25 protein-coding genes are annotated in these 26,183 nt (G+C 59.0%); 14 read left to right on the top strand and 11 right to left on the bottom strand.

Translation table 11 applies throughout. The annotated features are described in order from the left end of the window. Positions 1–45 precede the first annotated feature (45 nt). From CLU84_RS18640 to CLU84_RS18630, 3 genes are all read left to right on the top strand, one after another. Positions 46–762, top strand: coding sequence for a glutathione binding-like protein (locus tag CLU84_RS18640; RefSeq protein WP_099739269.1), 717 nt, complete (start codon positions 46–48; stop codon positions 760–762). Positions 763–897: 135 nt separating this feature from the next. Further along, positions 898–1,953: a pirin family protein gene (locus tag CLU84_RS18635; protein WP_099739266.1), complete on the top strand. Its 1,056-nt coding sequence runs from the start codon at positions 898–900 to the stop codon at positions 1,951–1,953. 104 nt (positions 1,954–2,057) lie between these two features. Continuing rightward, the gene (locus CLU84_RS18630; RefSeq protein WP_099740042.1) at positions 2,058–2,543 is read left to right on the top strand and encodes a peptidylprolyl isomerase; all 486 of its coding nucleotides are present in this window, start codon (positions 2,058–2,060) and stop codon (positions 2,541–2,543) included. Positions 2,544–2,747: 204 nt separating this feature from the next. Here the strand turns inward: CLU84_RS18630 and CLU84_RS18625 are convergent, their stop codons facing one another. Continuing rightward, positions 2,748–3,665, bottom strand: coding sequence for a phosphoribosylaminoimidazolesuccinocarboxamide synthase (locus CLU84_RS18625; RefSeq protein ID WP_099739265.1), 918 nt, complete (start codon positions 3,663–3,665; stop codon positions 2,748–2,750). A 443-nt stretch (positions 3,666–4,108) separates the two neighbouring features. Here CLU84_RS18625 and hpf point away from each other — a divergent pair, with 443 nt between their 5' ends. The 3 genes from hpf to hprK all read left to right on the top strand — a co-directional run bounded on the left by hpf (position 4,109) and on the right by hprK (position 6,095). Then, the gene (hpf, locus tag CLU84_RS18620; RefSeq protein ID WP_099739262.1) at positions 4,109–4,468 is read left to right on the top strand and encodes a ribosome hibernation-promoting factor, HPF/YfiA family; all 360 of its coding nucleotides are present in this window, start codon (positions 4,109–4,111) and stop codon (positions 4,466–4,468) included. Between the two features lie 156 nt (positions 4,469–4,624). Beyond that, positions 4,625–5,098, top strand: a complete 474-nt coding sequence (locus CLU84_RS18615) for a PTS sugar transporter subunit IIA (protein WP_099739260.1) — start codon at positions 4,625–4,627, stop codon at positions 5,096–5,098. 37 nt (positions 5,099–5,135) lie between these two features. Next, positions 5,136–6,095, top strand: coding sequence for an HPr(Ser) kinase/phosphatase (gene hprK, locus CLU84_RS18610; RefSeq protein ID WP_099739258.1), 960 nt, complete (start codon positions 5,136–5,138; stop codon positions 6,093–6,095). A gap of 83 nt (positions 6,096–6,178) precedes the next feature. Here the strand turns inward: hprK and CLU84_RS18605 are convergent, their stop codons facing one another. From CLU84_RS18605 to fur, 3 genes are all read right to left on the bottom strand, one after another. Continuing rightward, on the bottom strand, positions 6,179–7,390 hold the full coding sequence (locus tag CLU84_RS18605) for a DUF1501 domain-containing protein (RefSeq protein WP_099739256.1): 1,212 nt from the start codon (positions 7,388–7,390) through the stop codon (positions 6,179–6,181). A 22-nt stretch (positions 7,391–7,412) separates the two neighbouring features. Next, positions 7,413–9,011, bottom strand: a complete 1,599-nt coding sequence (locus CLU84_RS18600) for a DUF1800 domain-containing protein (RefSeq protein ID WP_099739253.1) — start codon at positions 9,009–9,011, stop codon at positions 7,413–7,415. A 135-nt stretch (positions 9,012–9,146) separates the two neighbouring features. Then, positions 9,147–9,572, bottom strand: coding sequence for a ferric iron uptake transcriptional regulator (gene fur, locus CLU84_RS18595; RefSeq protein ID WP_099739249.1), 426 nt, complete (start codon positions 9,570–9,572; stop codon positions 9,147–9,149). A 146-nt stretch (positions 9,573–9,718) separates the two neighbouring features. Between fur and CLU84_RS18590 the strand changes: the two genes are divergently transcribed. From CLU84_RS18590 to CLU84_RS18570, 5 genes are all read left to right on the top strand, one after another. Then, positions 9,719–10,264: an outer membrane protein assembly factor BamE gene (locus CLU84_RS18590; protein ID WP_099739247.1), complete on the top strand. Its 546-nt coding sequence runs from the start codon at positions 9,719–9,721 to the stop codon at positions 10,262–10,264. Between the two features lie 108 nt (positions 10,265–10,372). Then, positions 10,373–11,206: a 4-hydroxy-tetrahydrodipicolinate reductase gene (dapB, locus tag CLU84_RS18585; RefSeq protein WP_099739245.1), complete on the top strand. Its 834-nt coding sequence runs from the start codon at positions 10,373–10,375 to the stop codon at positions 11,204–11,206. Between the two features lie 60 nt (positions 11,207–11,266). Further along, entirely contained in the window at positions 11,267–11,929 is a 663-nt protein-coding gene (locus CLU84_RS18580) for a MotA/TolQ/ExbB proton channel family protein (RefSeq protein ID WP_099739242.1), read from the top strand. Between the two features lie 23 nt (positions 11,930–11,952). Beyond that, positions 11,953–12,396 (top strand): biopolymer transporter ExbD, encoded by a 444-nt coding sequence (locus CLU84_RS18575; RefSeq protein ID WP_099739239.1) that lies wholly within the window; start codon positions 11,953–11,955, stop codon positions 12,394–12,396. Positions 12,397–12,675: 279 nt separating this feature from the next. Beyond that, the gene (locus tag CLU84_RS18570; RefSeq protein ID WP_099739237.1) at positions 12,676–13,053 is read left to right on the top strand and encodes an HPF/RaiA family ribosome-associated protein; all 378 of its coding nucleotides are present in this window, start codon (positions 12,676–12,678) and stop codon (positions 13,051–13,053) included. Between the two features lie 124 nt (positions 13,054–13,177). Here the strand turns inward: CLU84_RS18570 and CLU84_RS18565 are convergent, their stop codons facing one another. Continuing rightward, complete coding sequence (locus CLU84_RS18565) at positions 13,178–14,578, bottom strand: aspartate ammonia-lyase (protein ID WP_099739234.1); 1,401 nt, start codon at positions 14,576–14,578, stop codon at positions 13,178–13,180. Between the two features lie 305 nt (positions 14,579–14,883). Further along, positions 14,884–15,816, bottom strand: a complete 933-nt coding sequence (locus CLU84_RS18560) for a pirin family protein (protein WP_099739233.1) — start codon at positions 15,814–15,816, stop codon at positions 14,884–14,886. A 233-nt stretch (positions 15,817–16,049) separates the two neighbouring features. Between CLU84_RS18560 and CLU84_RS18555 the strand changes: the two genes are divergently transcribed. Then, the gene (locus tag CLU84_RS18555) at positions 16,050–16,331 is read left to right on the top strand and encodes a hypothetical protein (protein ID WP_099739231.1); all 282 of its coding nucleotides are present in this window, start codon (positions 16,050–16,052) and stop codon (positions 16,329–16,331) included. A 63-nt stretch (positions 16,332–16,394) separates the two neighbouring features. On the opposite strand, the gene CLU84_RS18550 is transcribed toward CLU84_RS18555, so the two are convergent. Continuing rightward, positions 16,395–16,811, bottom strand: a complete 417-nt coding sequence (locus CLU84_RS18550; protein WP_099739229.1) for an OsmC family protein — start codon at positions 16,809–16,811, stop codon at positions 16,395–16,397. A gap of 422 nt (positions 16,812–17,233) precedes the next feature. Between CLU84_RS18550 and CLU84_RS18545 the strand changes: the two genes are divergently transcribed. Then, positions 17,234–18,553 carry a hypothetical protein gene (locus tag CLU84_RS18545; RefSeq protein ID WP_099740041.1) on the top strand — a complete coding sequence of 440 codons (1,320 nt, stop codon included), beginning with the start codon at positions 17,234–17,236 and terminating at the stop codon, positions 18,551–18,553. A gap of 18 nt (positions 18,554–18,571) precedes the next feature. On the opposite strand, the gene CLU84_RS18540 is transcribed toward CLU84_RS18545, so the two are convergent. The 3 genes from CLU84_RS18540 to tkt form a co-directional block, all read right to left on the bottom strand. Beyond that, positions 18,572–20,074 (bottom strand): rhomboid family intramembrane serine protease, encoded by a 1,503-nt coding sequence (locus CLU84_RS18540; protein WP_099739227.1) that lies wholly within the window; start codon positions 20,072–20,074, stop codon positions 18,572–18,574. 219 nt (positions 20,075–20,293) lie between these two features. Further along, positions 20,294–21,292 carry a type I glyceraldehyde-3-phosphate dehydrogenase gene (gap, locus tag CLU84_RS18535; RefSeq protein WP_099739225.1) on the bottom strand — a complete coding sequence of 333 codons (999 nt, stop codon included), beginning with the start codon at positions 21,290–21,292 and terminating at the stop codon, positions 20,294–20,296. Between the two features lie 149 nt (positions 21,293–21,441). Continuing rightward, complete coding sequence (gene tkt / locus CLU84_RS18530) at positions 21,442–23,487, bottom strand: transketolase (protein WP_099739223.1); 2,046 nt, start codon at positions 23,485–23,487, stop codon at positions 21,442–21,444. A gap of 154 nt (positions 23,488–23,641) precedes the next feature. Between tkt and CLU84_RS18525 the strand changes: the two genes are divergently transcribed. Beyond that, a complete protein-coding gene (locus CLU84_RS18525; protein ID WP_304441943.1) occupies positions 23,642–24,406 on the top strand; it encodes a nucleotidyltransferase family protein in 765 nt (254 codons plus the stop codon). Between the two features lie 26 nt (positions 24,407–24,432). Here CLU84_RS18525 and CLU84_RS18520 read toward each other — a convergent pair whose 3' ends face one another. Then, positions 24,433–26,166: a flotillin family protein gene (locus CLU84_RS18520; protein WP_099740040.1), complete on the bottom strand. Its 1,734-nt coding sequence runs from the start codon at positions 26,164–26,166 to the stop codon at positions 24,433–24,435. Between the last annotated feature and the right edge of the window lie 17 nt (positions 26,167–26,183).

Genomic DNA, 26,183 nt, shown 5'->3' with positions numbered 1-26,183 from the left:
CTGCCGTTACGATGCGGCAAAGCATTCTTTTCAGGAGACCGCCGCATGACCCGCACCCTCGCCGATTTTTCTGTCACCCGCAAATGGCCTGCTCAGCACCCCGAGCGCATTCAGCTGTATTCGCTGCCTACGCCCAATGGCGTGAAAGTGTCGATCGCGCTGGAGGAAATGCAGCTGCCCTATGAGGCCCATCTGGTCAGCTTTCAGACCAATGACCAGCTCACGCCCGAGTTTGTGGGAACCTTCCCCAACAACAAGATTCCCGCCATCATCGACCCGCAAGGCCCCGGCGGTCAGCCGCTGGCGCTGTTTGAGTCGGCAGCCATCCTCATCTATCTGGCCGAAAAGACCGGCAGCCCGCTGCTGCCTGCAGACCCTGCTGCGCGTTATGAAACCCTGCAGTGGCTGATGTTCCAGATGGGCGGCGTCGGCCCCATGTTTGGACAAGTGGGCTTCTTCCATAAGTTCGCGGGCAAGGATTTTGAAGACAAGCGCCCCCGTGACCGCTATGTGAATGAATCCAAGCGTCTGCTGGGGGTGCTGGAGCAGCGTATGCAGGGCCGCGAGTGGATCATGGGCGAGCAGATCACGCTGGCGGACATTGCCATCTGGCCCTGGGTGCGCAATATGGTGGTGGAGGCCGGTTACAACGCCGCTGAGCTGGTGGGCTGGAGCGATTTCCCCGAACTGCAACGTGTGCTGGCAGCCTTTGTGGCCCGGCCAGCCGTGCAAAAAGGTCTGAACATGCCGCCGCGTGACTGAGCGGTGGCGGTCTTTGTCGCTGTTGCAAAACCTGAAAACACTGTCCTGCCAGTGATGTCTTTCAATCAGGTGGTCAGGCCTTATCTTTGAAACTCAGGCCCTGCAGATGGCAGCGGCCCTCAAGAGGAGAACTCCATGACCACGAATCGCAAAACCATTCTCGAAAGCGCTCCACTCGGCCCACGCTGGCCTTGTCTGGATCCTTTCCTGTTCTGCGCTCACCACGATGACACCTACCCTGCTAGCAACGGCAAGATGGGTGTGCAGGCCGTGGAGTTGGAGGGCCGCGAGATGGGCAGCGATTTCAGTGCCAAGGATGGCTTTTCCATGTACCACGGCGAGCCGATTCCTGGCTTCCCCGGCCACCCGCACCGCGGTTTTGAGACCGTGACGCTGGTGCGCAAGGGCCGCATCGACCATGCCGATTCGCTGGGCGCGGCTGCGCGCTTTGGTGGCGGTGATGTGCAGTGGCTGACGGCCGGCAAGGGGATTCAGCACTCTGAGATGTTCCCGCTGCTCAACAGCGACAAGCCCAACCCGTTGGAGCTGTTCCAGATCTGGCTGAACCTGCCCGCCAAGAACAAGATGGTGGAGCCGCACTTCACCATGTTCTGGAACGAGCAGATTCCGCGCGTGACCTTCAGCGATGCGGCAGGCAAGAAGACCAAAGTGACCGTGGTGGCTGGCGCGCTGGAAGGCGTGGACAAGACCTTGCCGCCTCCTCCCGAGTCCTGGGCTTCGGAGGCTGGCAGCGATGTCGCCATCTGGACGCTGGAGCTGGAGCCCGGTGCCCGCTGGACCATGCCCAAGGCCGCAGGGGCTGAAACTCACCGCATGCTCTACTTCTTTATGGGCAAGAGCCTGTCTGTGGGCGGCGAAGCCGTGAAGCAGCATCTGGCCATGCACATCGATGCGCAAAGCGACGTTGAGCTGGTCAACACCGGCGACGACGTGGTGGAGCTGGTACTGCTGCAGGGCAAGCCCATTGGCGAAACCGTGTCGCAGTACGGCCCCTTCGTGATGAACACGCAGCAAGAGATCATGCAGGCCATGCAGGACTACCGCCGCACCCAGTTCGGCGGCTGGCCCTGGAAGGACAACGACCCGGTGCATGGTGCTGAGAATCGTCGTTTTGCCCGCTACCCCGGTGCGACCGAAGATGATCTGCCGCCTGTAGTGGCAACGGCCTGAAAACGCGCCCCCTGCGGCGGTTGTTTAAACGCTGCCACAATGTGCGCCTGACTGCCACGACCTTTGCGGGCCGTGGCGGCTTTGTTTTGACCGAACGCCAAGCCATGAACATCACCAAAGACACCGCTGTCACCATCAACTACAAGATTCACGAGCTGCTCGCGGGCGGCGTGGCCGTCAAACTGCTGGACAAGGGCGATGTCGCCTTCCTGCACGGTGGCTATGACAATATCTTCGCCAAGGTCGAAGCCGCTCTGGACGGCAAGCAAAAGGGCGATACCGTGACCGTGGATCTGGCCGTGGAAGATGCCTTTGGCGCACGCGACGAGAGCCTGCTGCGCACCATCCCCAAGGGCGAGTTCCCAGCGGGCGTGAAGGTCGGCGGCCAGCTGCGCGGTGCCAACGATCAGGGCGAGCCCCAGATCTACAACGTCGTGAAGATCAAGGGCCCTGTGGTACAGCTGGACGGCAACCACCCTCTGGCTGGTGTGGCCCTGCGCTTTACCGCCGTGGTCAATGAAGTGCGCGCAGCGACGCCCGAAGAAATTGCCCACAAACACGTACACGGTGGCCACGGCCACCACCATTAATGAGTCCGCCGCAGCGGCGCTGATACGTCGTTGCAGCCGTTTGCGGTGGCGCTGCCACGGTCTGCATGTCTCAGCACTGGATAGCTGGTGATTTGTAGTGTTTCAGGGGTCTAGCCCAGGTACAACAGGCGCTGGCAGCTATCAAAAAAGAATGGCCCCCGGATTTTTGTCCGGGGGCCATTCTTTATTCAGCGCTTAGCTTGCTCAGGCGGTCAGGCGTTCCAGCGCTTCGCGGTACTTGGCAGCGGTCTTGTCGATCACTTCCTTGGGCAGGCGGGGCGATGGCGCCTTCTTGTCCCATGGCTTGCCGTTGACCTGAGCCTGCTCCAGCCAGTCACGCACGAACTGCTTGTCGTAGCTGGGAGGGTTGGCGCCAGCGGCCAGTGCGTCGGCATAGCCTTCCACGGGCCAGTAGCGCGAGCTGTCGGGGGTCAGCACTTCGTCCATCAGCACCAGCTCGCCCTCTTCGGTCAGACCGAATTCGAACTTGGTATCGGCAATGATCATGCCCTTGGTCAGGGCGATCTCGGCTGCTTCCTTGTAGATGCGAATAGCCGTGTCGCGGATCTGGGCGGCCAGTTGCTCGCCCACCATTTCCACGGTGCGCTCGTAGGTGATGTTTTCGTCGTGGTCACCCATCTCGGCCTTGGCGGCGGGGGTGTAGATGGGCTCGGGCAGTTTGGCTGCATTTGTCAGGCCAGCGGGCAGCTTCACGCCGCACACAGACTGCGATTCCTGGTATTCCTTCCAACCGCTGCCAGCCAGGTAGCCACGCACCACGGCTTCGATCATGATGGGCTTCAAGCGCTTGACCAGCATGGAGCGGCCTTCGACTTGCTTGACTTCTTCGGGCTTGACCACGGACTCAGGGGCTTCGCCCGTCAGGTGGTTGGGGCAGATATGGCCCAGCTTGTCGAACCAGAACAGTGCCATCTGCGTCAGCAGCACGCCCTTGCCGGGAATGGGCTCGCCCATGATCACGTCAAAAGCGGACAGACGGTCGGACGCCACCATCAGGATGCGGTCATCGCCCACGGCGTAGTTGTCGCGGACCTTGCCACGTGCGAGCAATGGCAGCGAGGCAATGTTGGAAGTGTGCAGGGCAGAAGGCTGGGTGGTCATGGTCGAGATAGAAGGCTGTCAGGCAATTCAGGCGAGCAGTCGGTCAGCAGGCGCCTGAAGCCACAGGGGGCTGCCAGCGTCGCAGGCTCGATAAGCGGCTGCGTAAAAGGCGATTTTACTGGCGTGGGCAGGCGTTTGGACGGTCACGGTCTTTGCGTGGGCAGGTATGCCGCGATACAAGCCTTGGAAGCATAAAGAAGTCCCCCTCTCATGCAGCTCAAAGCCATTCATTGTGTAGCCAAAACAGCATGTCATCAAACTGACATGCAAGGCCCCATATGAGGCTGCGTTATCAGCGTTTTTTCTTTGCCTTTGGTTGAGGCCGGGCGCATAGTGGATTCACAGGCAAAGACGAATGCGCATTCAGAACTGCAAGGCTGCGGCACAGCCATCAAGGGCTGTGAGACCGCTGAATTTCACTGAGAGCAAAGGAGTGTTTTGTTATGAATCTGACGATTAGCGGCCATCACCTGGAGGTCACTCCCTCGCTGCGTAGTTATGTCATGGCCAAGCTGGAGCGCATCCTTAGGCACTTCGATCAAGTGGTCGACGTAAAGGTGCTTCTCACCGTTCACAAGCAAAAGGAAAAAGACAAACGCCAGCGCGCCGGCTGCACGGTGCGGGTCAAAGGGCAAGATTTGTTTGTAGAAACGCAGCACTTTGACCTCTACGCTGCCGTGGATGCTCTGGCAGACAAGCTTGACCGTGTCGTCATGCGCTACAAAACCCGTCTGCAGGCGCCTCGCTTGGGAGCCAAACGTCTGGATACGGATGGCATGCAGCTGGCGGAGCTGTCAGTTTGATGAAAGTGAGGCGCAAACCCTGCGTTTGCGCCAACTTGTTGCATGGCTGTAGCCTTGTTACAACGCTAAACACGCCGCCCTATGGGGCGGTTTTTGATAGTGATCAGGGTTTCCCCACGGTTTCCAGCGCAGCGGTGCATAATTGTTGATCACACCATGAATCGCCTAGCTTCTATCCTTCCACCCGCTCAAGTGCTTGTGAGCGTTGATGTCACCAGCAAGAAACGCGCTTTCGAAGAAGCGGGTTTACTCTTTGAGAGCTTGCATGGTCTGTCTCGTGCCTTGATCACCGATAGCCTGTTCGCTCGCGAACGTCTGGGCTCTACGGGGCTGGGGCACGGAGTTGCCATTCCGCACGGTCGCATCAAGGGCCTGACGGCTCCCATGGCTGCTGTGTTTCAGTTGGCTAGCCCCATTGGCTTTGATGCGCCCGATGAGCAGCCTGTTGGCCTGCTGATTTTTTTGCTGGTGCCCGAAGCTGCGACGCAAAAGCATCTCGAAATCCTTTCCGAGATTGCTGAGCTGCTCAGCGATAGTCAGCTGCGCGAGCGTCTGAAATCCTCCTCGGATGCACAGCTGCTGCACAGCATGATCGATAGCTGGCAGTCTTCTGTTGCCTCTCAGGCCTGAGGCTTGTCCCCTTCTTTTTGACTGACAGGGCCTTGCCATGAGACCCAGCGCCATCAGTGCGGACGTACTGTTCGAGGCATTTCGCAACTCCAGCCTGCGCTGGCAATGGGTGGCGGGCCTCGGTGCCTCTGAACGCCGCTTTGATGAGATGGCCGTGCGTTCGGCCCGCTCTGGTGCCGACTTGGTGGGCTACCTCAACTACATCCACCCCTACCGTCTGCAGGTGCTGGGTGAGCGTGAAATCGCTTACCTGACCAATGCCACCTCGCAGGATTGCCTGCGCCGCATTGCGCGAATCGTGACGCTGGAGCCGCCTGTGCTGGTGCTGGCGGATGGCCAGGAAGCGCCCGACGAGTTGATTTCCACATGCGAGCGATCGCATATCCCCTTGTTTTCGACCAAGGAGCAGTCTGCTTTCGTCATCGACGTGCTGCGCGCTTATCTGTCCAAGCACTTTGCCGACCGCATCACCATGCACGGCGTGTTCATGGACATTCTGGGTATGGGTGTGCTGATTACAGGTGAATCAGGTCTGGGCAAGAGTGAGCTGGGGCTGGAGCTGGTCACACGTGGCAATGGCTTGGTGGCCGATGATGCGGTGGACCTGTATCGCATCAACCAGACCACGGTAGAAGGCAAGTGTCCCGAGCTGCTGCAGAACCTGCTGGAAGTGCGCGGCATCGGCTTGCTGGATATTCGCTCCATCTTTGGCGAGACTGCGGTGCGCCGCAAGATGCGCCTCAAGCTCATTGTGCATCTGGTGCGTAAGGAGACCATGGAGCGCGAGTACGAGCGCCTGCCCGCCGAGCCGCTGACTCAGGATGTGCTGGGTGTGCCTATCCGCAAGGTGGTGATTCAGGTGGTGGCTGGTCGAAATATCGCCGTGCTGGTGGAAGCTGCTGTGCGCAACGCCATCTTGCAGTTGCGCGGTATTGATACCTATCAGGAGTTTGTGCTCCGCCACCGCCGGGCCATGGAAAAAGGCGAGTCGTTCTAAGAACTGCTGACACGACCGAGTCAACCGAAGGTTTACGGGAGTCGCGGCTTCGCTACGACGTATCAAGAGCGTTGTTCGCTGCTCTAAACCAGTTGTAGCTTTCCGGCGGCTGAAGCCGGAAAGATTTGCTGCAGCTGCTGAGCGCTTAGCCCGTACATACGGGAAAACAGGCCACCCAGTACAGAGCGGTATTCATTGAGCACGGGGTAGTCGCGGTTCTGAAACAGCGCTTTCTCGGTGACTTCGATCTGTTCACCAATGACTCTGCCGCCCGCCTGAGCGGCGAGCCCTCCTCCAAGAAACCAGTACGCTGTCCCGTGGCCGTGGTCCGTCCCCTTGTTGCCATTTTCGCGGAAAGTGCGGCCAAATTCGCTGATGACGGCGACGACGGTGTGGCTCCATGTCTCTGGCCCCATCGCTTCTGCAAAAGTCGCCAGTCCATTGCTTAGGTCGCTCAGGCGGTTGGCAAGGTTGCCCCTGGCACCACCTTGATTGACGTGGGTGTCCCAGCCACCCACATCGACAAAGCCCAGGTCAAACTGCTCGCGCATGAGATGGGCCATGCGCTGAGCAACCAGTCCAAAGCCTTTGGCACTGATGGCATCACGCCCGGCCTTGTCCATTTCTTCCTGCACGGAGCGCTGAACAGCCATTTGTGTAGCAAAGCCTTCATGGGCAGCTGTTTCTAGCGCTGTGCCCTGATACATGGATGCAATCACTTGGGCACGAGCGCCCAGCGCTGCGCCCTGGCCCGCGGTGGCAAGCGACATATTGGCCACATCCGCATTGCCGCGCAGGGACAGCGGCATTTGTGCCGTGAATGCCATGGGGGCGAGGCTGCGTCGGTCCGCCTGCAGCACTTGTGCAAGACGATTGAGAAAGCCCGATGTCAAGCTTTTACGGCCATCCAATGGCTGGCCCAGCTCAATGGAGTCTTGCGTCTCGAAGTGGCTGCGTGACAGGTCGTTCGTCCCCGCAAATGGCACAAAGCAGGCCTGCCCTTGCTGATAAAGGGGCAGCAAGCTGGCTTGCAGCGCGGGGTGCAGTCCCCACTCGCTGTTAAGCGGCAGGGCTCCATCGGCTGCGCCGGGGCGGGCAATGGCAATGCCGGGGCGGGCCTGATAGTAAAAGTCGCTGTGCGTAGGCACCAGCAGGTTGTTGCAGTCATAGGCACCGCGCAGAAAAACCAGCAAAAAGCGGGGCGAGCTGTTTTGCAGAGGGGCTGCGATGCCTTTGCCTAGGTGGCAGGACAGTGGCACTGCGGCGCCCAGACTCAGAAATTGACGTCTTTGCATCAGTGGACTCCTTGGGGCTGACTCAGTGGAACATCATTTCAGGGGCGGACAGGAAGTATGTGTTCCAGTCCGCCGGGTTCTTGGCTTGAGCCAACGCTGTCAGAGTGGCAGGGCTCAAGGCAGGCAGGCGTACCTGCACGCTGAGCCGCTGCTTGAAGTCAGGGTAGGGTGGCTTTTCCAGAGGTTCTTTGGCGTTGCTGCGAAACAGTACAGCACCGCGTGTACCTATCTGCTGCGCGACGGTAAAGCGATTCATCAGTTGGCCAGAGCTGGACCAGTCCGACTGAGCTTGTGGGTAGCCATCCGGCGTTTCATGACCATACAGAGGCTGGCCCAGCTGGTTCAGCCAGCCTTGTACGGGGCCCACATCGCTGGCGATGCGCTGGTCATATGCAAGGCGTGTGGAGCTCATAACATAGTGCATGGGGTCCTTGAAGCGCTGGCTAAACAGCTGCGCCTCCGGGGTCGTCAGCAGGCTGACCAGGGTGGCGGCAATATCGCCATGGCTGCGCGCGAAGGCCTGTGCCGTGCGTTCCACGGTAGCCGGAGCTGGGTTGTCTCCCAGAAAGAAGACAGCCAGCTTGCGTGCTATGAAATGTGCAGTGGCTGGTGCAACCACAATGCGCTCTAGCGCCTCGTTGACTTGGGCCATGCCACTCTTTTCCAGCGGTTTTCCCAGTAATACCTGGGGCGCGTAGTCATGGCGGGTGGGATTGAACTCGAAAAACCCCTGGCGGAAATACTCTGCCTGGCGTTCTGGTCGCAGCTTGGGCGGCGGTGCATCTGCATCGCGGGTGCTGAAGCCTAGGCCGGTCAGCACATGAGCCATGGCCTGCACATCGGCCTGGGTGTAGCCGCTGCCCACGCCCATGGTGTGCAGCTCGAGCAGCTCACGCGCATAGTTTTCGTTGATACGGCCTGCAGCATTGCTGGCGTTGTCCAGGTAAAGCAGCATGGCCGGGTGGCGCATACTGGCGGCCAGCAGGTCGCGGAAATTGCCTAACGCATGGGGGCGGATGGCCTGCTCCTCATAGTCGCCAACCCACATGCGCACGTCCCCTTTGCGCGTACTGACGTTGAAGTGGTTCATCCAGAACCAGGTCATCTGCTCCTGCAACTGGTGCTGTGAATAAAGCGCGCGCCAGATATGGCGCTTTTGCGCGTCTGAGCTCAGCTGGTTGAGCTGGCGCTGCAAGTCCTGCCGGAGCCGGGCGGCTTCATCAGCATCTTGTGTGATGCGAATGGCCTTGCGCTGCTCGGCAATCTCTCGCTGGATTTGCGCCATGGGCTTTTGGCTGATGGTGAGTGCGTCAATGCGCTGCTGCACTTCGGCAGGCATGGGACTGGTGGATGGTGTCAACTGAGCCGCCAGCCACTTCTTCAGGCCCTGCTGCTGCAGCTGGGCTGCATCATGGTCGGTTGCGCCCCAAGTTATTCTGTCCAGCCATTGCTGGCGTTGCAGTTCGCTGGTTTGATCCGGTAAATGGCTGCGGTTCACCATCTCTAAAGCCTGAGGGCTGAGCTTGCCTTGTGACGAAGGCGGCAGTTGCGCGCAAGCTGTCAGCGCGACTGCGGCCAAGCAGAGCAGACTTTTGATAGGAAAGAAATGCGTCAGCTGCATTGGAAATGCCTCCTCGACCTCACATGAGTGATGTATGTTGGCTCTGCATCATGGATGTCCGCATGAAAAAATGTGTCGCAAACGTAAAAGGGCAAGGCACTTACATGCCTTGCCCTTTGCAGAAGAGTCAGCGATTTACTTGGCTGCGCGGGTGGCGCATGCGGCGCAATGGCCGTACAGAGCCATGGAGTGATCCTGAATCACCCAGCCCTTTTCCTTGGCGATCAGGTTCTGGCGCTTTTCGATCTCAGCGTCGTAGAACTCTTCGACCTTGCCACAACTGGTGCAGACGAAGTGGTCATGGTGCTGACCTTCGTCGAGTTCATAAATGGCCTTGCCGCTTTCAAAATTGCTGCGAATCAGAATGCCGGCCTGCTCAAACTGAGTCAGGACGCGGTAGACAGTGGCTAGGCCGATGTCCGAGCGCTCATCGAGCAGTACGCGGAACACGTCTTCAGCCGTCATGTGGCGCTGAGCGCCCTTCTGGAAGATTTCCAGAATCTTCAGTCGCGGCAAAGTGGCTTTGAGGCCCGTGCTTTTGAGTTCATCAATATTTTTCATGTGTCTATCTCTTGGTGGACTACGGGCACATGGAAGGCTGGAATCACGCGTTTGCAGAGAAGCTTTACACGCAGATAAAGGGAATCCTCAAGTGTCTCCGGGCCTGCCGCTACAATGAACCTGATCATATCCCTATGCCATTACCCATGCATGTTCAAGCCCGTAGCCGCGCAGCTCTGACCCTGACGCTGGCAATCGCAGCGGCACTGGCCGGCTGCAACAGTATCGATGGTGCCGCTCACCGCGTCGCCAATGTCATCACGCCTTACAAAATTGATGTGGTTCAGGGCAATTTCGTGTCCAAGGAACAGGTCGAGGCATTGCAGCCTGGCATGAGCCGCCAGCAGATCCGCGACATCCTGGGTACACCGCTGGTGACCAGCGTATTCCACGGCGACCGCTGGGAATATGTGTTCACCATCAAGCGCCCCGGTGTGGAGTCGCAGGTTCGCAAGCTCACCGTCTACTTCAATGGCGACAGCTTTGCGCGCGCCGAAGGTGACGAAATGCCTTCCGAATCCGAGTTTGTGGCCAGCCTCAAGGGCATGAAGGGCACACCCAAGATTCCTCCGCTGGAAGCCAGCGAAGCGCAGCTGGCCAAGTTCCCTGCGCGCAACAATGCGGAAGCAGAGCAGGCTGCTGCCAATCTGCCGCCAGCCGCTACCAGCTACCCTCCGCTGGAATCGCGTTAAGTACGAAAACATGCTTATCCCCGCTTGCAGCAAGCGACGGATGCTCTCTTTTTATGACGGCATGGATTGAAACCCTGCCGCTTGTTTATTTGACCGAGTGATAGCGCCATGACCGCAGCCACCTCCCATACCTCCACCCGTCAGCGCGTTGCCGTGGCTGGTGCATCTGGCCGCATGGGCCAGATGCTGATCGAAGCCATTCTGAACAGCAGCGACTGTGTGCTGGCCGCCGCGCTGGATCGCGCAGACAGCCCCTCCATTGGCACCGATCCTTCCGCTTTTCTGGGTAAGCCCAGCGGCCTGAAGATTGAAAGCGATGTGCGCTCAGCGCTGACCAAGGCCGATTGTCTGATCGACTTCACACGCCCTGAAGGCACGATGGAGCATCTGGCCGTAGCGGCTGACTTGGGTGTGGGTGTGGTGATTGGCACCACCGGCTTCAGCGATGAACAGAAGGCGCAGATTGCCGAGTTTGCGAAGAAGACTTCCCTCGTACTGTCGGCCAATATGAGCGCGGGTGTGAACGTCACCTTCAAGCTGCTGGAAATGGCGGCCAAGGCGCTGCAGGAAGGTGGCTACGACATCGAAATCGTCGAAGCTCACCACAAGCACAAGGTCGATGCACCTTCGGGTACGGCGCTGAAGATGGGCGAAGTGATTGCCGAAGCCCAAGGCACCAATCTGGCTGACCGCGCCGTGTACGAGCGCTTTGGCCACACCGGTGAGCGCAAGGCTGACAGCATCGGCTTTGCCACCGTGCGCGGTGGCGATATTGTGGGCGACCACACAGTGCTGTTTGCCGGTACGGGCGAGCGTATCGAGATCTCACACAAGTCCAGCAGCCGCGCTGGCTATGCCAACGGCAGTCTGCGCGCCGTGGGCTATCTGGCCGACAAGAAGACCGGTCAGTACGATATGTACGATGTGCTGAAACTGCGCTGATAACGCGGATTGCAAAGGGGCCATGATGGCCCCTTGCTGTTTTTGGGAGTGAGGTGATTGATGTCTGCAGGAATGTGGCAATGGCTGGCAGAAGGCGATACCGTCACTTGGGGCACGGCAGCGGTGATGCTGTTGATGTCCGTGCTCAGCTGGGTGGTCATCCTCTACAAACTCTGGTTCATGGCCACTGCGCGCCGCAACGTGCCGCAGGCGGTGAATGCGTTCTGGCAGATGCCCGATCTGGCGCAGGCGCAGGCCAAGGTCAAGCAGCTGGACGGGCAAGGTCTGGTGCAGCCCATGGCCGGTGCCGTGGCGCAGGCCGACAGCGCAGCGGCTGATGGATCGCTGGCCCAGCGCGCGGCACAAGGCCAGCGATTGATGCGCAGCCTGCGCACTGCACTGGGTGCGGCTGCCAGCCAGTTGCAATGGGGGCAGACTTTGCTGGCCACGATTGGCGCGACGGCACCGTTTGTCGGCTTGCTGGGCACGGTCTGGGGCATTCACCATGCGTTGGGGACGCTGGCTGGCAGCGGTCAGGTCGATATCGCCCAGCTCGCAGGCCCGGTGGGTGAGGCTCTGGTCATGACTGCCGCAGGCTTGGCCGTGGCACTGCCCGCCGTGCTGGCTTATAACCTGCTGGGCCGATCAGCCAGCCAGCTGGAAGCAGTTCTTGAAGGTTTTGCCCATGATCTGCACGCCCAGTTTGGGGTTGATGCTTCGTAAAGCTCTTTGCAAAGGGTAGCGCCATGGCATTTGGCCGCATGAGTACACGCCAGAGCGCGGATACGCCCATTAACACCATCAACGTCACCCCGCTGGTCGATGTGATGCTGGTGCTGGTGGTGATCTTTATTCTGGCCGCTCCCGTGCTGGCCGCTAGCTTGCGCGTGCAACTACCCAAGGCGCAGGCCGCCACGCAGCAGGCGCCTGTGGCGCAGGGCGATGCGCTGGTGGTGGAAGTCAGCCCGCAGGGCGAAATCTGGATCCAAGGTGCCGTGGCTGATGATGCCGCGGTGCAGCAGCAGTTGCTGCAACTGGGGCAGCGCAATCCGCAGGCCGAGGTGCAATTGCGCGCCGACGCCAGCGTGCCTTATGGCCGCGTGGTGCAGGTCATGGGCTGGGCGCATGCGGCAGGACTGACGCGTATCGGCTTTGTGACAGAGCCTGAGCCAAAGGCTGGCAGTAACTGACGACTGCGCTCGTAAAAACCTTTACTTTTTGCAAATTGCCGGTCAGCAATCCTTGCTCTGGCGCAAGGCCAGCGCTCATAAGCACTGCCCTTGTTGCTATCTCTTTCAAATCGCCTCCAGCCCGCATCCACAATGGATAAAGCCCCTGACCATCGCTGGCGTAACAAGCCCTGATGTGCAGAACAAGGTTCTGGCGTTACGATGGTTTCGCCTGCCTTTAGGGCACCCCGACTAATTTCGCCGCAGTGTTTGCGGCATTTGGTGACTAGGAGGATTTGCATGCAAGTACAGGTTCATGCCGACGATTCCATCCAGGGTGGAGAGTCTCTGGCTCAATGGGCTCAGGAGGAGATCAATACCAAGCTGGCCCGCCTGAAAGAATATGTGGTGCGTGTGGAGGTCTTTCTCACAGGCGTAGATGCCCTCAAAAGCACTGGCGGCCCCGGCAAGCGTTGTGTGCTCGAAACCCGAGCGACAGGCAGGCCCCCCATCGCCGTGAATGCCGAGGCTGAAAAGGTCAAGGACGCTTTCAATTCCGCCATTGAAAAACTCAAGCGCGCGGTGGAAACCGATCTGGACAAGGTCAAGGACAAAAACCTGCGCGATAGCGTGCGTGGCGTAGATGACCTCAGCGACGAAAGCGCATCTGTGGCATAAATTTTGAAGGTTTTTGGCCTCTAGCCCTTTAGATGCAGGCGCTGGAAGCTACAAAAACCATATCAAATAAAAAAAGGCATGTTCTTGATGAACATGCCCTTTTTCGTTGTGGAGGACTCGGCGATCAGGCCGTGGTCAGTGCACCGGCTTGAGTCAGCTTGTCGGCGACCAGCAGCTTCTTCATTTCGGCCTGGCTCATGATGCCCAGCTCTTCCGCTACCAGAGCAATACGTTTGCCGTTGGCAATCGCGGTCTTGGCGATTTGGGCGGCTTTTTCATAGCCGATCAGCGGGTTCAGCGCCGTCACCAGCGTCACCGATTCGGCAATGCGGGCATCCAGCAGCACTTCGTTGGCCACAATGCCTTCCACACAGTTCACTTGCAGTGTCTTGCAGGCATTGCACAGGTGGCTCAGGCTCTTGTGCAGTGCCCAGCCCATCAGGGGCTCAAAGGCGTTGAGCTGCAGCTGACCGGCTTCCACGGCCATGGTGATGGCGGCGTCGTTGCCGATCACTTCAAAGCAGACCTGGTTCATCACTTCGGGGATCACGGGGTTGACCTTGCCGGGCATGATGGACGAGCCCGCTTGGCGGGCGGGCAGCTTGATATCGCCCACGCCAGCTTGCGGGCCGGAAGACAGCAGGCGCAAGTCATTGCTGATCTTGGACAGCTTGACGGCAACGCGCTTCAAGATGCCAGAGATGTCGGCAAAGGCACCGGTATCGCCAGTAGCGGCAATCAGGTTGCTGGCCTTGACGACAGGCACTCCCGAGATTTCGGCCAGAGCCTTGGTCACGGAATCAGCGTAGCCCACAGGCGCATTGATGCCCGTACCAATGGCGGTGCCGCCCATGTTTACTTCGCACATCAGGTAGGCGGATTCACGCAGACGCTTCTCATCGTCAGCGATCATGGCGGCGAATGCTGCGAACTCCTGACCCAGAGTCATTGGCACGGCGTCTTGTAGTTGTGTGCGGCCGATTTTCAGGATGGAGGCAAATTCATCAGCCTTGGCTTCAAAAGCACCACGCAACTCGGCCAAGGCGGTCAACAGCTTCTGAATGCCAGCATAGGTGGCGAGCTTGACGGCGGTGGGGTAGGCGTCGTTGGTGCTTTGCGAGGCGTTGACGTGATCGTTCGGGTGAATCACGTCGTAGCTGCCCTTTGGCAATCCCAGGTGCTCAAGGGCACGATTGGCGATCACCTCATTGGCGTTCATATTCGTGGATGTGCCAGCGCCGCCTTGAATGACGTCGACCACAAACTGGTCGTGTAGCTGACCGGCGATCAGATCGTCGCAGGCCTTGGTGATGGCATGGGTCTGGGTCTCATTAATCGCGCCCATTTGCAGATTGGCTTGGGCGGCGGCCTTTTTGACAAAGGCGAAAGCGCGGATCAGTTCGGGCATGAGTGCCACGGTGTGACCGGTGATGGGGAAGTTCTCCACTGCGCGTGCGGAGTGAACGCCCCAATATGCGTCGGGAGGAATGGTTTTGATGCCGATGAAGTCGTGTTCTTGACGCATGGATGTGCTTTCTTGCTTCCAGATTTGATGGTTCACACGCGCAGCAAAAGCCGGGCGTGGTAACGCCCTGGACGAAAAAGCGGAGGTCGCATTTCGAGGCCAGGGCGTTGGCTGGATTATGAAAGCAAGATCTGCATGAGTACAAACGTTTCATGCATAACGTCTGTGCGGCAAAGTCTGTGATGTACTGAGCGCGTTTAAAAGAATCCAAAAACAATTAAGAGCATTAAAAATGTGCTTAATTGTTAGTTTTGAAGTTTCAATTCGCACCAATTTGGTGCGAATTGAACCGATGCTGGCAGGACTTATTTCGATGCGCGCAGGCTCACACCTTGCAGCGAAGGCGAGTGCAGTGACTTCAGGGCAGAGGCCACAGGCTTGCCAAAACGGCGTGGCTGGCCGTTGATGGTGTCATCCGCGCTGGCGGCTTCGGCTTCCCATTGGGTCTGGGCCTCTTTCATTTCTTCGGTGGTTCGAGCCACAAAATTCCACCACAGCAAGATGGCCTCATCCATGGGCTCGCCGCCGATGATGATCAGGCGGCTGCCGGGCGAGCATTCCAGGTTCACGGACTTGGTGCCTGCTGGCAGATAAATCAGGTTTTCAGATGGCAGGATTTCGCCTTCCACGCGCACTTCGCCGGACATGCTCATCACCGCATGCTCAAAGTCTTCGCGTAGCGGCATGCTGGCGCGGGCGGGGCTGGGAGTGTCAGAGGCCAGTAGGTCCACGCCCATCAGGGGCGAGTGGACTTCTGCAGGGGCCTTCAGGCCCAGCGCTTCACCGGCCAGTACGGTCACCGCAAAGTCGCCAATCAGCGTCTTGGGCAGATCGGGGTAGTGCTGAAAGCGAGGAGGGATGTTGCGGTGGCTGTCCGGAAGGGCAATCCACAACTGGGCCGCGTGCACGCCCAGGGTCTGGGCTTCCTCGGAGTGGGCGATGCCACGGCCAGCCGTCATCAGATTGACCTGGCCGGGACGAATAATTTGCTCGGAGCCCAGGCTGTCCCGGTGCAGTACTTCACCTTCAATCATCCAGGTAAAAGTCTGCAAGCCGATATGGGGGTGTGGGCCTACCTGCATTCCGGGTGGTGGCGGTTCTGCAGGGCCTGCGTGATCGAGAAAGCACCATGCCCCCACTTTGCGCAGAGCGGCCTGGGGAATGGCGCGGTGGATGGGGATGCCGCCAACATCGGCAATCCGGGTGGGGAAACGTTGTAAGTTCTTTGATTCACTCATGACAAATCCTGACGGCAACGGGTATCGAGTGTCATTCAAACAGGGCTTTCATGCAATCAGACGGCAAAATGCGCTGACGCCTTGCACGCAGTTACATCAACGTGACTACTCAGCCCATTGGCTGACAGCGACTCAGTCTTGAGTCGGCTACTTTGAAGGCGTAGGCCGCCAGCAGTGGCTTTCATGTGCGCCATCTGTGCGCAGCGACCTAACAACGGCAGGAGGAATAGACCATGAGCGAACAACATATCCCCGGTAATCAGATCTCTGCGATTGAAGTGCAGCAGTACCCGGAGCACTTTGCGGCTCGCGTGACAGGCAAGGTCGAACACCGTGTGGGAGACGGGCCATCCGAGCTGATTCCCCAAGGTATCGAGATGAAGGTTGATACGGCCATTGCCAGCTATGTACTGTCCTGGGTGGATCCTGAGGACCAGCAGCCTGAAACCGCTTCTCTGGCCAAACGTGAGTTTGAGCACTATGTGGAAGTGGGCGCGCTGGAAGTGACGGTGTAATCAGGTTACACGCGTCAGTACGTCCCACAGTAAAAAGCCCTGCAATCGCTTGCAGGGCTTTTTTCATGCCTGAGTGGCTTCTGCCAAAGTGGTCGGGATGCTCATATTGCCTTCCAGTAGCTTGTGCACCGGGCAGGCATTGGCAATCTGCAGCAGGCGCTGGCGCTGCTCGTCATCCAGCTCGCCATGCAGGGTGATGCTGCGTGTGATCTGATTGCCGTCAGCGGGCTTGCCTTCGGGGTTGAGCTGCAAGTTGACGTCAATCTGCGTCAGCGGCCATTGCTTGCGGCCTGCGTACATCTGCAGGGTGATGGCCGTGCAGGCACCCAGCGCTGAAAGCACCAGCTGCATAGGGTTGGGCGCAGTATCTGCACCGCCATCCGCTACGGGCTCATCGGCATACCAGGTGTGGCCCCGGCCATCGGTCAGGGTGATGCGATATGGGATGTTGCCGCTTTTGGCCTGTGCGCTGTGAATCATTGATGGGTCTCCTAAAACGTGAGTCACTTTAAGCGCTGCAAAGAATTGGCGCAGTCGTGCCTGCATTCAACTGATAGTGACTTTTGCGCGCGGGCAAATGCCACATCGGCAGTGGTTGACCTGTGTATTGGTGCTTGGGGTGTGTATGGCAATGACTGCACGGTATTGGGCGGATGGTATGAAAGCACATGCCTGAAATGCCCTTAGTTATTCGGGCCGCTGATAAAAGCATTTGTCGAATTTCTGGCAAGCGAAAAATCAATATGCCGGCGGTTTACTGGTGTTTTCAGTGCGACGCTATTTTCTAGCTCAAAATCCAAAAATGACTCGACCTCCAAGAAAGATCGGGCAATACCAGAGCGGATTAAGTCACTGCAAAAAAATGTGCAGTCGATTCATCACAGAGAGTGGGAGAACAGGCATTGAATTCAATACGCGGCGTCCGTCATTCAGGAGATTCTTCCGAGTGGAAAATTCCTCCGTTCTGGCAAAAACTCAATAATTTCTTTCTTTTTCCTCTGCAGACCGAGCCCTTTCTCTATGCGCTGGTGCTGTCTGCATGCAGCTATGGGCTGATGTTCGGACCGATTGGGATTTTTGTTGTGGGTCTGGGCCTGATGCTGGCGGTCAGCCGCTATGCATTCAAGGTTTCGGCTCTTGCATCCCGAGGAATTACTCATAGCTCCGATTTTCGAGCTAGTCAGGTCGATGAAGATTGGAAATGGCTGCCCTGGAAATTCTTCGGGGTGCTTGTTGTCTTCGGGATATTTGTGGGTTTTCTTGCAACCCGCAGCCTGACCTTGGGCGTGGTTGCCAATCTGGTGGTGGCATTCCTGATTCCCGCCACCTGGATGGTGCTGATCAATACCAATAGCCTGAGTTCGGCCATCAATCCGCTTGAGCTGTTGGCCACAATTTTCGGTATCGGAAAATCTTATCTGCTGCTGTGCTTCTTTCTGTTTCTGTTACAGCAGGGATCGCCCATGGTCATGACCATGCTGCTCAAGGTTGCGGCACCCGCACTGGTGCTGCCGCTGATGAGCTTTGTGATGATTTACTTCACCTGGGTGATGGCTTCCATGATCGGGTATGTGATGTATCAGCATCATGCCGCGCTTGATATCGAGCCCGTGCAGGCCCCTGAAGGCCCTGCCAGCGTGCAGATCGATCCGGCAGCCCTGGAAGCCAAGCGCCGCGATGCCGTGGTTGCCCGGCTGGTGCAGAACAACAAGATGGACGAGGCCGTGAATCAGGCCCGCGAATGGCTGCGCGAGGATGACGAGAGTCTGCCCGATCATCGCCGTTATTTCCGGGTGCTCAAGCTGACCGAACACGTGGATACGCTGGCCGATCATGCCCAGCGGTTTATCCCCAAGCTGATGGCCCAGCAGCGTGCGGGCGAGGCGCTGGATGCCTGGGTGAGCTGCGTCAAGCGCAAGCCGGATTTCAAAATCGATTCGGCTCAGCTCAGTTACGAGCTGGCCCAGCAGGCATGGAAGGCGGGCAAGCCTCGATATGTGCTGATTCTGGCGAAGGAGTTTGAAAAGCGCTTTGCAGGCAGCAGCCTGATTCCGTCCATGCTGGAGCTAGTGGTGCGGGCCTACAAGCAGGTGCTTGAGCAGCCCATGCAGGGAGTGCACGTGTATATGCGCATGAAGCAGCGCTTCCCCGAGCATGCCAGCACCAAGGAGGCGGAATGGGTGCTGCGCGATGAGTTGGAAGAACTCGGTGCGACACCTTAATCGTGGTGCCGCTGCACGCTAGCCCTGCTGGGCCAGCCAGCGTGTAACCGTTTCCTGGGGTGCTAGTTGCTGCAGCGTGGGCAGCCAGGCCTTGGCCTCCTGCACACGCCCGGCCTGGGCCATGCCGTTGACCAGCAGCAGCAGGGTGGCAGGCCATTGCGGATGCTCCGCAGCTCTGTGCAGCGACCGGCACAGATTTTCCGCTTCGGGCAGGGCTCCTAAGCGCACAAAGCTGCGTACCAGACCATGCATGGTGTCCGCGCTCATGCGCATGCCGGGTTGTGCGCGTTGCTGGTAGGTGCGATAGCTGGACAACTGGAGCTGGCGTTCGGTATCGGTAGCCGCCGGCAGCTTGAAGATCCGCCGCGCCGCGGCATGAAAATCCTCGCTGCCAGGCTGATGCCGCGAGCTTTCAAACCATGCACGCAAGATGCCGAGGTCCGACGGTGCCAGACGTGCCGCTTCGCGCCAGGCGGGTGCCGCACGGCCAAACTCCAGGGCGTCGGTATAGCGCTGGGCACGCGCCACGGCTTCGGTCAGCGGTTGGGTGGCGGCGTTGGCAAGCTCTTGCTCGTTGACCGGTGCTTCTACGGCCTGCAGGCGCATATAGATCCACATCAGCAGGGCACCCGTCAGCAAACCGCCAAAGTGGGCCATATAGGCCACCTGCTTGCCGCCCAGCAGATGCTGCAGCAGCTCCACACTCATCCAGACCGGCAGCATGATCAGCGCGGGCCAGGTGGCGTAGTTGAAGTAGAACAGCAGCATGTAGAAAAAGCGTATGCGTCGCATGCGGTACATCACGGCGTACATGGCCATGAGGGCCGAAATCGCCCCCGATGCCCCCAGGCCGTAACCACCCATGCCGGCATAGAACATCAGTGCGAACAGTGAGGCACCTATGCCGCCGACCACATAAAAGATCAGATAGGTGAAGGCCCCCAGCGCCAGCTCCAGCGTGAAGCCGAACAGGAACAGAAACGCCATATTGCCCAGCAGATGGCCGGTGCTGCCATGCAGAAAAATGGAGGTCAAAGCCTGCAGGGGTTGCCAGCCCGCACCCGGCTCATAGCTCATGGACCAGCGCTCGGTAAAGCGGCTGCGGGGTTCTTGCGGGGCAAAGGCGTCCCGCGCTTCTTTCCACTGGGCATGGCGTGGATGGCTGGTCGTGATGAGCAGCCCATCCAGTAACTGCTGGCGGAATTTCTTTTCCTGCCACATCAGCGCATACAGCTGGGCGTAGGCCTTGCGTTTGTAAAGGCCCTCGGCCGCCTGGACGATATTGTGCTCATAGCGGGTGTTGCCTTGAGCAGCCTGTTGCTTGAGATGGCTCAGAAACAAGGGCAGCTCGATTGTGGGCAGCATGGTCTGGGCGTATCGGGCCCCGGCCCGTTCTACCGCTGTTTCTTCGGGAGCCTGCCAGCCCCAGAAAATCAAACAGTTGACGGCGATGAGCAGCACCGTCATCCAGGGCGGAGAGCGCCAGGAAGGCTTGTTCTCAAGAGGGATCGCGATAAACATGGCGGCCTTGTCGAAAGGAAATGGCTGCGCATTCAGGAGGCTGGAAGTCCGTTGCCCGCTGCGCGTTACAAATGTATCCGAGCCGCTGCCCAGCCTGCTTGCGTGACGACTTGCGCCTGGGCAACAAAAAAGCCAGCATGGCGTCCCATACTGGCTTTTTGATAGCTACTAGCGCTTATCAGATAAGCGCTAGAGGCATGTTTGGTTTGTAATCAGAGATTACTTGGCCACCACGCGCACCATTTCCAGGCACTTGTTGGAGTAGCCCCACTCGTTGTCGTACCAGGACACGACCTTGACGAAGGTCTTGTCCAGGGCGATACCGGCTTCGGCGTCAAACACGGAAGTGCAGGTTTCACCGCGGAAGTCAGTCGCAACAACCTTGTCTTCGGTGTAGCCCAGCACGCCCTTCAGAGCGCCTTGGGACTGGGCCTTCATTTCGGCGCAGATTTCTTCGTAGGTGGCTTCGCTGTTCAGTTCCACGGTCAGGTCGACCACGGACACGTCAGACGTAGGCACGCGGAAGGACATGCCGGTCAGCTTCTTGTTCAACTCGGGAATCACCACGCCCACGGCCTTGGCTGCGCCAGTGCTGGAAGGAATGATGTTTTCCAGAATGCCGCGGCCGCCGCGCCAGTCTTTGTTGGAAGGGCCGTCCACGGTCTTTTGTGTGGCAGTCGCTGCGTGCACGGTGGTCATCAGGCCGCGCTTGATGCCCCACTTGTCGTTCAGCACCTTGGCCACGGGAGCCAGGCAGTTGGTGGTGCACGATGCGTTGGAGATGATGGCTTCGCCCTTGTAGGTGGCGTGGTTCACGCCGAACACGAACATGGGGGTGTCGTCCTTGGAAGGCGCGGACAGAATCACCTTCTTGGCGCCAGCGTCGATGTGCTTCTGGGCGGTTTCCTTGGTCAGGAACAAGCCGGTGGATTCGATCACGATGTCGGCACCGACTTCGTTCCACTTCAGGTTGGCGGGGTCGCGCTCTTGGGTCAGGCGGATCTTCTTGCCGTTGACGACCAGGGTGTTGCCTTCAACCGAAACTTCGCCGTCAAAACGACCGTGCACGCTGTCGTACTTGAGCATGTAAGCCAGGTAGTCGGGCTCCAGCAGGTCGTTGATGCCGACGATTTCGATGTCGGAGAAGTTTTGCACTGCGGAACGCAGCACGTTACGGCCGATGCGGCCAAAACCGTTGATGCCTACCTTGATCGTCATAGTTGCCTCTAGATGGTTGGATAGTGAAAAAACAAAAACTGGGGCAGATTGTGCCCGGACTGGCGGGATGGGTGCCTCGTCCGGATGGCTGATGAGTACAAAAGCGTCCACTTCAGCCAGAAAAAAGGGGCACGAGGCCCCTTTTGCGCTTACTTGGCAGCGTTTTGCAGAGCGACCTGCACGGTGTCAGCCACGTTTTTAGGCGTGAAGCCGAAGTGCTCGAACAGCACGGGTGCAGGAGCGGACTCACCGTAGGTGTCGATACCGACCACAGCGGCGCAGCCGTACTTCCACCAGAAGTCGGTCACGCCCATTTCAACGGCGATGCGGGGCAGGCCGGCGGGCAGCACGGCCTTCTTGTACTTCACATCCTGCTTGTCGAAGGTGGTGGTGCTGGGCATGGAGACCACGCGCACGGCGATCTTGCGCTCGGCCAGCAGCTTTTGGGCAGCCAGAGCCAGTTGCACTTCGGAGCCGGTAGCGATGATGATGGCCTGAGCCTTCTTCTTGAAGCCAATGTCCTTGGGCTCGCTCAGCACGTAAGCGCCGCAGGCAATGTTGTCCAGCGCGTCTTCGCTCTTGGGCGAGTAAGCCAGGTTCTGGCGGCTCAGCAGCATGGCTGTGGGCTTGTTCTTCTGGCTCAGTGCCACGGTCCAAGCCACGGCAGTTTCTGTGGTGTCAGCGGGACGCCACACATCCAGACCGGGGATCAGGCGCAGGGATGCTGCGTGCTCGATGGACTGGTGGGTGGGGCCGTCTTCGCCCAGACCGATGGAGTCGTGGGTGAAGACGTGGATGACGCGTTGCTTCATCAGCGCAGCCATGCGGATGGCGTTGCGGCTGTAATCGGCAAAGGTCAGGAAGGTGCCGCCGTAGGGGATGTAGCCGCCGTGCAGCGCTACACCGTTCATGATGGCGGCCATGCCGAACTCGCGCACACCGTAGTTGATGTGGCGGCCGATCTGGCCTTCTTCGGTCTTGACCACGGCACCCTTGTCGTCCACGCGGAAAGCGGGAGTGGACTTGGTGTTTGTGAGGTTGGAGCCTGTCAGGTCGGCAGAGCCGCCCAGCAGTTCGGGCAGCGCAGCGGTCAGGCCTTCCAGGGCCAGCTGGCTGGCCTTGCGGCTGGCCACGGTGGCACCGGCGTCATGCGCGTCGGAAGCGATCTTGGCGGCGATTTCACCGAAATTTTCGGGCAGATTGCCCGCCATGCGGCGTGTGAAGTTGGCTGCTTGCTCGGGGAAGGCGGCTGTGTAGGCAGCGAACTTCTTGTCCCATGCGGCTTCGATCTTGGCGCCCTGGTCCTTGGCGTTCCAGTCAGCATAGACCTCGGCAGGGATTTCGAAAGGCGCAGCAGTCCAGCCCAGCGCGGTGCGGGTCAGAGCGATTTCTTCAGCACCCAGAGGCTCGCCGTGAGCCTTGGCCGTGTCTTGGCGGTTGGGCGAGCCCTTGCCGATGTGGGTCTTGCAGCAGATCAGCGTGGGCTTGTCGGCGCTCTTTTTGGCGGCGGCAATGGCGGCGTCCACGGCGTCCACGTTGTGGCCGTCCACGCCCTTGATCACGTTCCAGCCGTAGGCTTCAAAACGGGCGGGGGTGTTGTCGCCGAACCAGGGAGTGACCTTGCCGTCGATGGAGATGCCGTTGTCGTCCCACAGGGCGATCAGCTTGTTCAGCTTCCAGGCGCCAGCCAGAGCAGCGGCTTCGTGCGAGATGCCTTCCATCAGGCAGCCGTCACCCATGAACACGAAGGTGTGGTGATCCACGATCTCGTGCTTGGGCTGGTTGAACTCGGCAGCCAGCAGCTTTTCAGCCAGTGCAAAGCCTACGGCATTGGTGATGCCTTGGCCCAGAGGGCCGGTGGTGGTTTCCACGCCGGGAGTCACGCCCACTTCGGGGTGGCCTGCGGTCTTGCTGTGCAGCTTGCGGAAGTTCTTCAGCTCGTCGATCGACAGGTCGTAGCCGCTCAGGTGCAGCAGACCGTAGATCAGCATGGAGCCGTGTCCGTTGGACAGAATGAAGCGGTCGCGGTTAGCCCAGTGAGGGTTCACGGGGTTGTGCTGCAAGTGGCGGCTCCACAGCGCAACGGCCATATCGGCCATGCCCATGGGGGCGCCGGGGTGGCCGGAGTTGGCTTGTTGAACGGCATCCATTGCGAGTGCGCGGATCGCATTCGCCATTTGTTGAGTGTTGGCCATCAGGGCGCTCCAAAAGGAGGGTGTAATTCTGCTAAGCCCATCATTTTAATGGAGGGTGAGTTTTCGCAGGCGGCGTACGGGTCAATGCTCTACAGTGCTATTCAGAAAACGGGCAGTAGCCTTGTTGAAAAGTCCGTCTGAAAACTGAGCGCGAATGACTGCAAAAACCACCACTTCTCCCTTTGTTCAACCCCCAGTGATGCTCTTGGCCGCAGGCCGTGGCGAGCGCATGCGGCCGCTGACCGATGTCACGCCAAAGCCCCTGCTACAAGTGCAGGGCGTGCCGCTGCTGCAGCACCACATGCAGTCGCTGGTAGCCGCAGGCGTGTCGCGCGCCGTCATCAACACTGGCTGGCTGGGTGAGCAAATTCCTGCCCACTTTGGTAGTCAATTTGTGCTGCAAGGCAATGGGGATGAGCGCAAGCAGCTATCGCTTGTTTACTCAGCCGAGCCTGCAAAAGCCTTTGAAACCGCAGGCGGCATCAGCCGCGCCTTGCCCCAGTTAGGTGATGTTTTCTGGCTGGCGGCTGGCGATGTGTATGCGCCAGACTTCACTTTTTCTGCCGATGCTGCGCAGGCTTTTGCGCAAAGCAATGAATTGGCCCACCTGTGGCTGGTGCCCAACCCCGCGCACAACTTGCGCGGCGACTTTGGCTTGAGTGAAGACGGTAAGGCACTCGACCTGCCCGCAGATGACGCCAGCCCGCGCTACACCTACAGCACCATCGCGCTACTGAAAGCAGAGCTGTTTGCGCAGCCCTGGTTTGAGGTACATCCCGGAAACCCTGAAGGCTTGCGCGCTCCGCTGGCCCCGCTGCTGCGTCGCGCCATGGCGGATGGCCGTGTAGGCGCATCGCTCTACACCGGCCGCTGGGTGGATGTGGGCACGCCCGAGAGACTGGCGCAACTCAACCAATGAAGCGCTGAGCCAGCGGGCTTGCAGATTTACCCTTGGAGCAAGGCGGACGAAGTAGCTGCCGATTCTTGCGTGGAGAGCATGCCCGCCAAGCTCTGGGCCATGCCGGTAATGCCCTCATTGGATAGGCCTGCATCCTTCATCACCGCATCGACGATAGGTTTGGCGATTTGATATTGCAGGGCCGAGTTCATGACCTGCTCCGGAAATGTTCCTTGAGCTGCATTGCCTTGGCCCGTCGTGCTTGCGCCGCCGGGCATGCCTGCCACTTGAACGATGCGGATGGAGTCGATCTTTTCCATGGGGCGTACGGCCTCAGACAGGATCAAAGGTAATTGCTGCAAGAGCTGCGTGCGCACCTGCAGATCGATCTGGGCCGCTGACAAGGTGTTGAGTGCCTCATTGATAGCGCGCTTGCCTTCGGCTTCTGCCAGTGCTGCGGCCTGGCGGGCGCGGGCTTCAATGGTCAGCGCTTCGGCGCGATCCATTGCGGCTTCTTTCTCTGCTGCCGCCGACACCTTGACGGAGATGGCGTTCTGCTCTGCTTCCTTGGAGGCCTCGATCAGCTGAATGTTCTTTTCCCGCTCGGCGACTGCGACCTGACGGGCGGTGTTCACCGCTTCTTCGGCCTTCACGGCCTCGGCGCGCGCCATATTGGCGACGGCGTCGGCGTCAGATTGCTCGCGTGACTTGGTGGAGATCGCGATTTGTGTGTCTTGGCGGGCAATTTCGACCTGTTTGCGCTGCTCTGCGCGTTTGGTCTCTGTATGCCGCTCCAGCTCGATTTCGCGGGTTTGAATCACCAGATTTTTCTCAATCTCGGAGGCTCGAATCTCGCGGTCTGCTTCAATGCGTTGCTGGCTTACTTGCCGTTCGGCTTCGATGCGCTGCTGGCTCACTAGGCGCTCCGCCTCGATCTTGGCGGCTTCGGCTTCACGGCTGCGTTCGGCTAGTTGCGTGGCAATCAATGCCGACTGCTCAGCGCGCGTGTTTTCAATCTCGCGCTGTTGCGATAGGGTGGCAAATTCCTGATCTTTCTCGATCGTGAGTTTTTGGCGTGTGGCATCCAGGTTCTTGGTGCGTACCTGCACTTCGGTGTCTTGCTCCACATCGTTGCGCTGCTTGCGGCGGGCTTCGGTTTGCTCGGTCAGTCGCGTCAAGCCTTCGGCGTCAAAGGCGTTGTCGGGGTTGAAGAACTTTTTGTCGGTCTGGTCCAGGCTGGTCAGTGAGACGGACTCCAGCTCCAGTCCGTTCTTTTCCAAGTCTTCGGCGACTGCATTCTGTACAGCCTGCACAAAGTCGCGGCGCATGTCTTGCAACTCCTGGATGGTCATGGTCGCGGCGGTGGCGCGCAGCGAGTCGACGAACTTGTCTTCCACCAGTGCCTTGAGTTCATCTGGACTCATGGTGCGGGTGCCCAGTGTCTGCGCGGCGATGCTAACGGCTTCCTCGGTTTGTTTGACGCGCACAAAGAAGGCGGCGGTGACGTCCACACGCATGCGGTCCTTGGTGATCAGGCTCTCGCGTTCGCGACGCTGGACTTCAAGCTTGAGGGTGTTCATATTGACCAGCACACGCTCGTGGAATATCGGCAGCACGATGGCACCGCCATCCATGATGACTTTTTGCCCACCCAGGCCGGTTCGCACGAAGGCGATTTCCTTGGTTGAGCGCTTGTACAAGCGCGCGAAGATGATGCCGATGGCCAGCAGCGCCACCAGGGCGATGATGGTCATCAGGCTCAGGTCTGCCAAATTGCTCATGCTGTTCATATTTTGCG

This window comes from Comamonas sp. 26 (assembly GCF_002754475.1).
GTDB lineage: Bacteria > Pseudomonadota > Gammaproteobacteria > Burkholderiales > Burkholderiaceae_C > Comamonas.
Note: the sequence above shows the minus strand (reverse complement) of the source record. Positions and strands in the feature narration are given on the sequence as shown.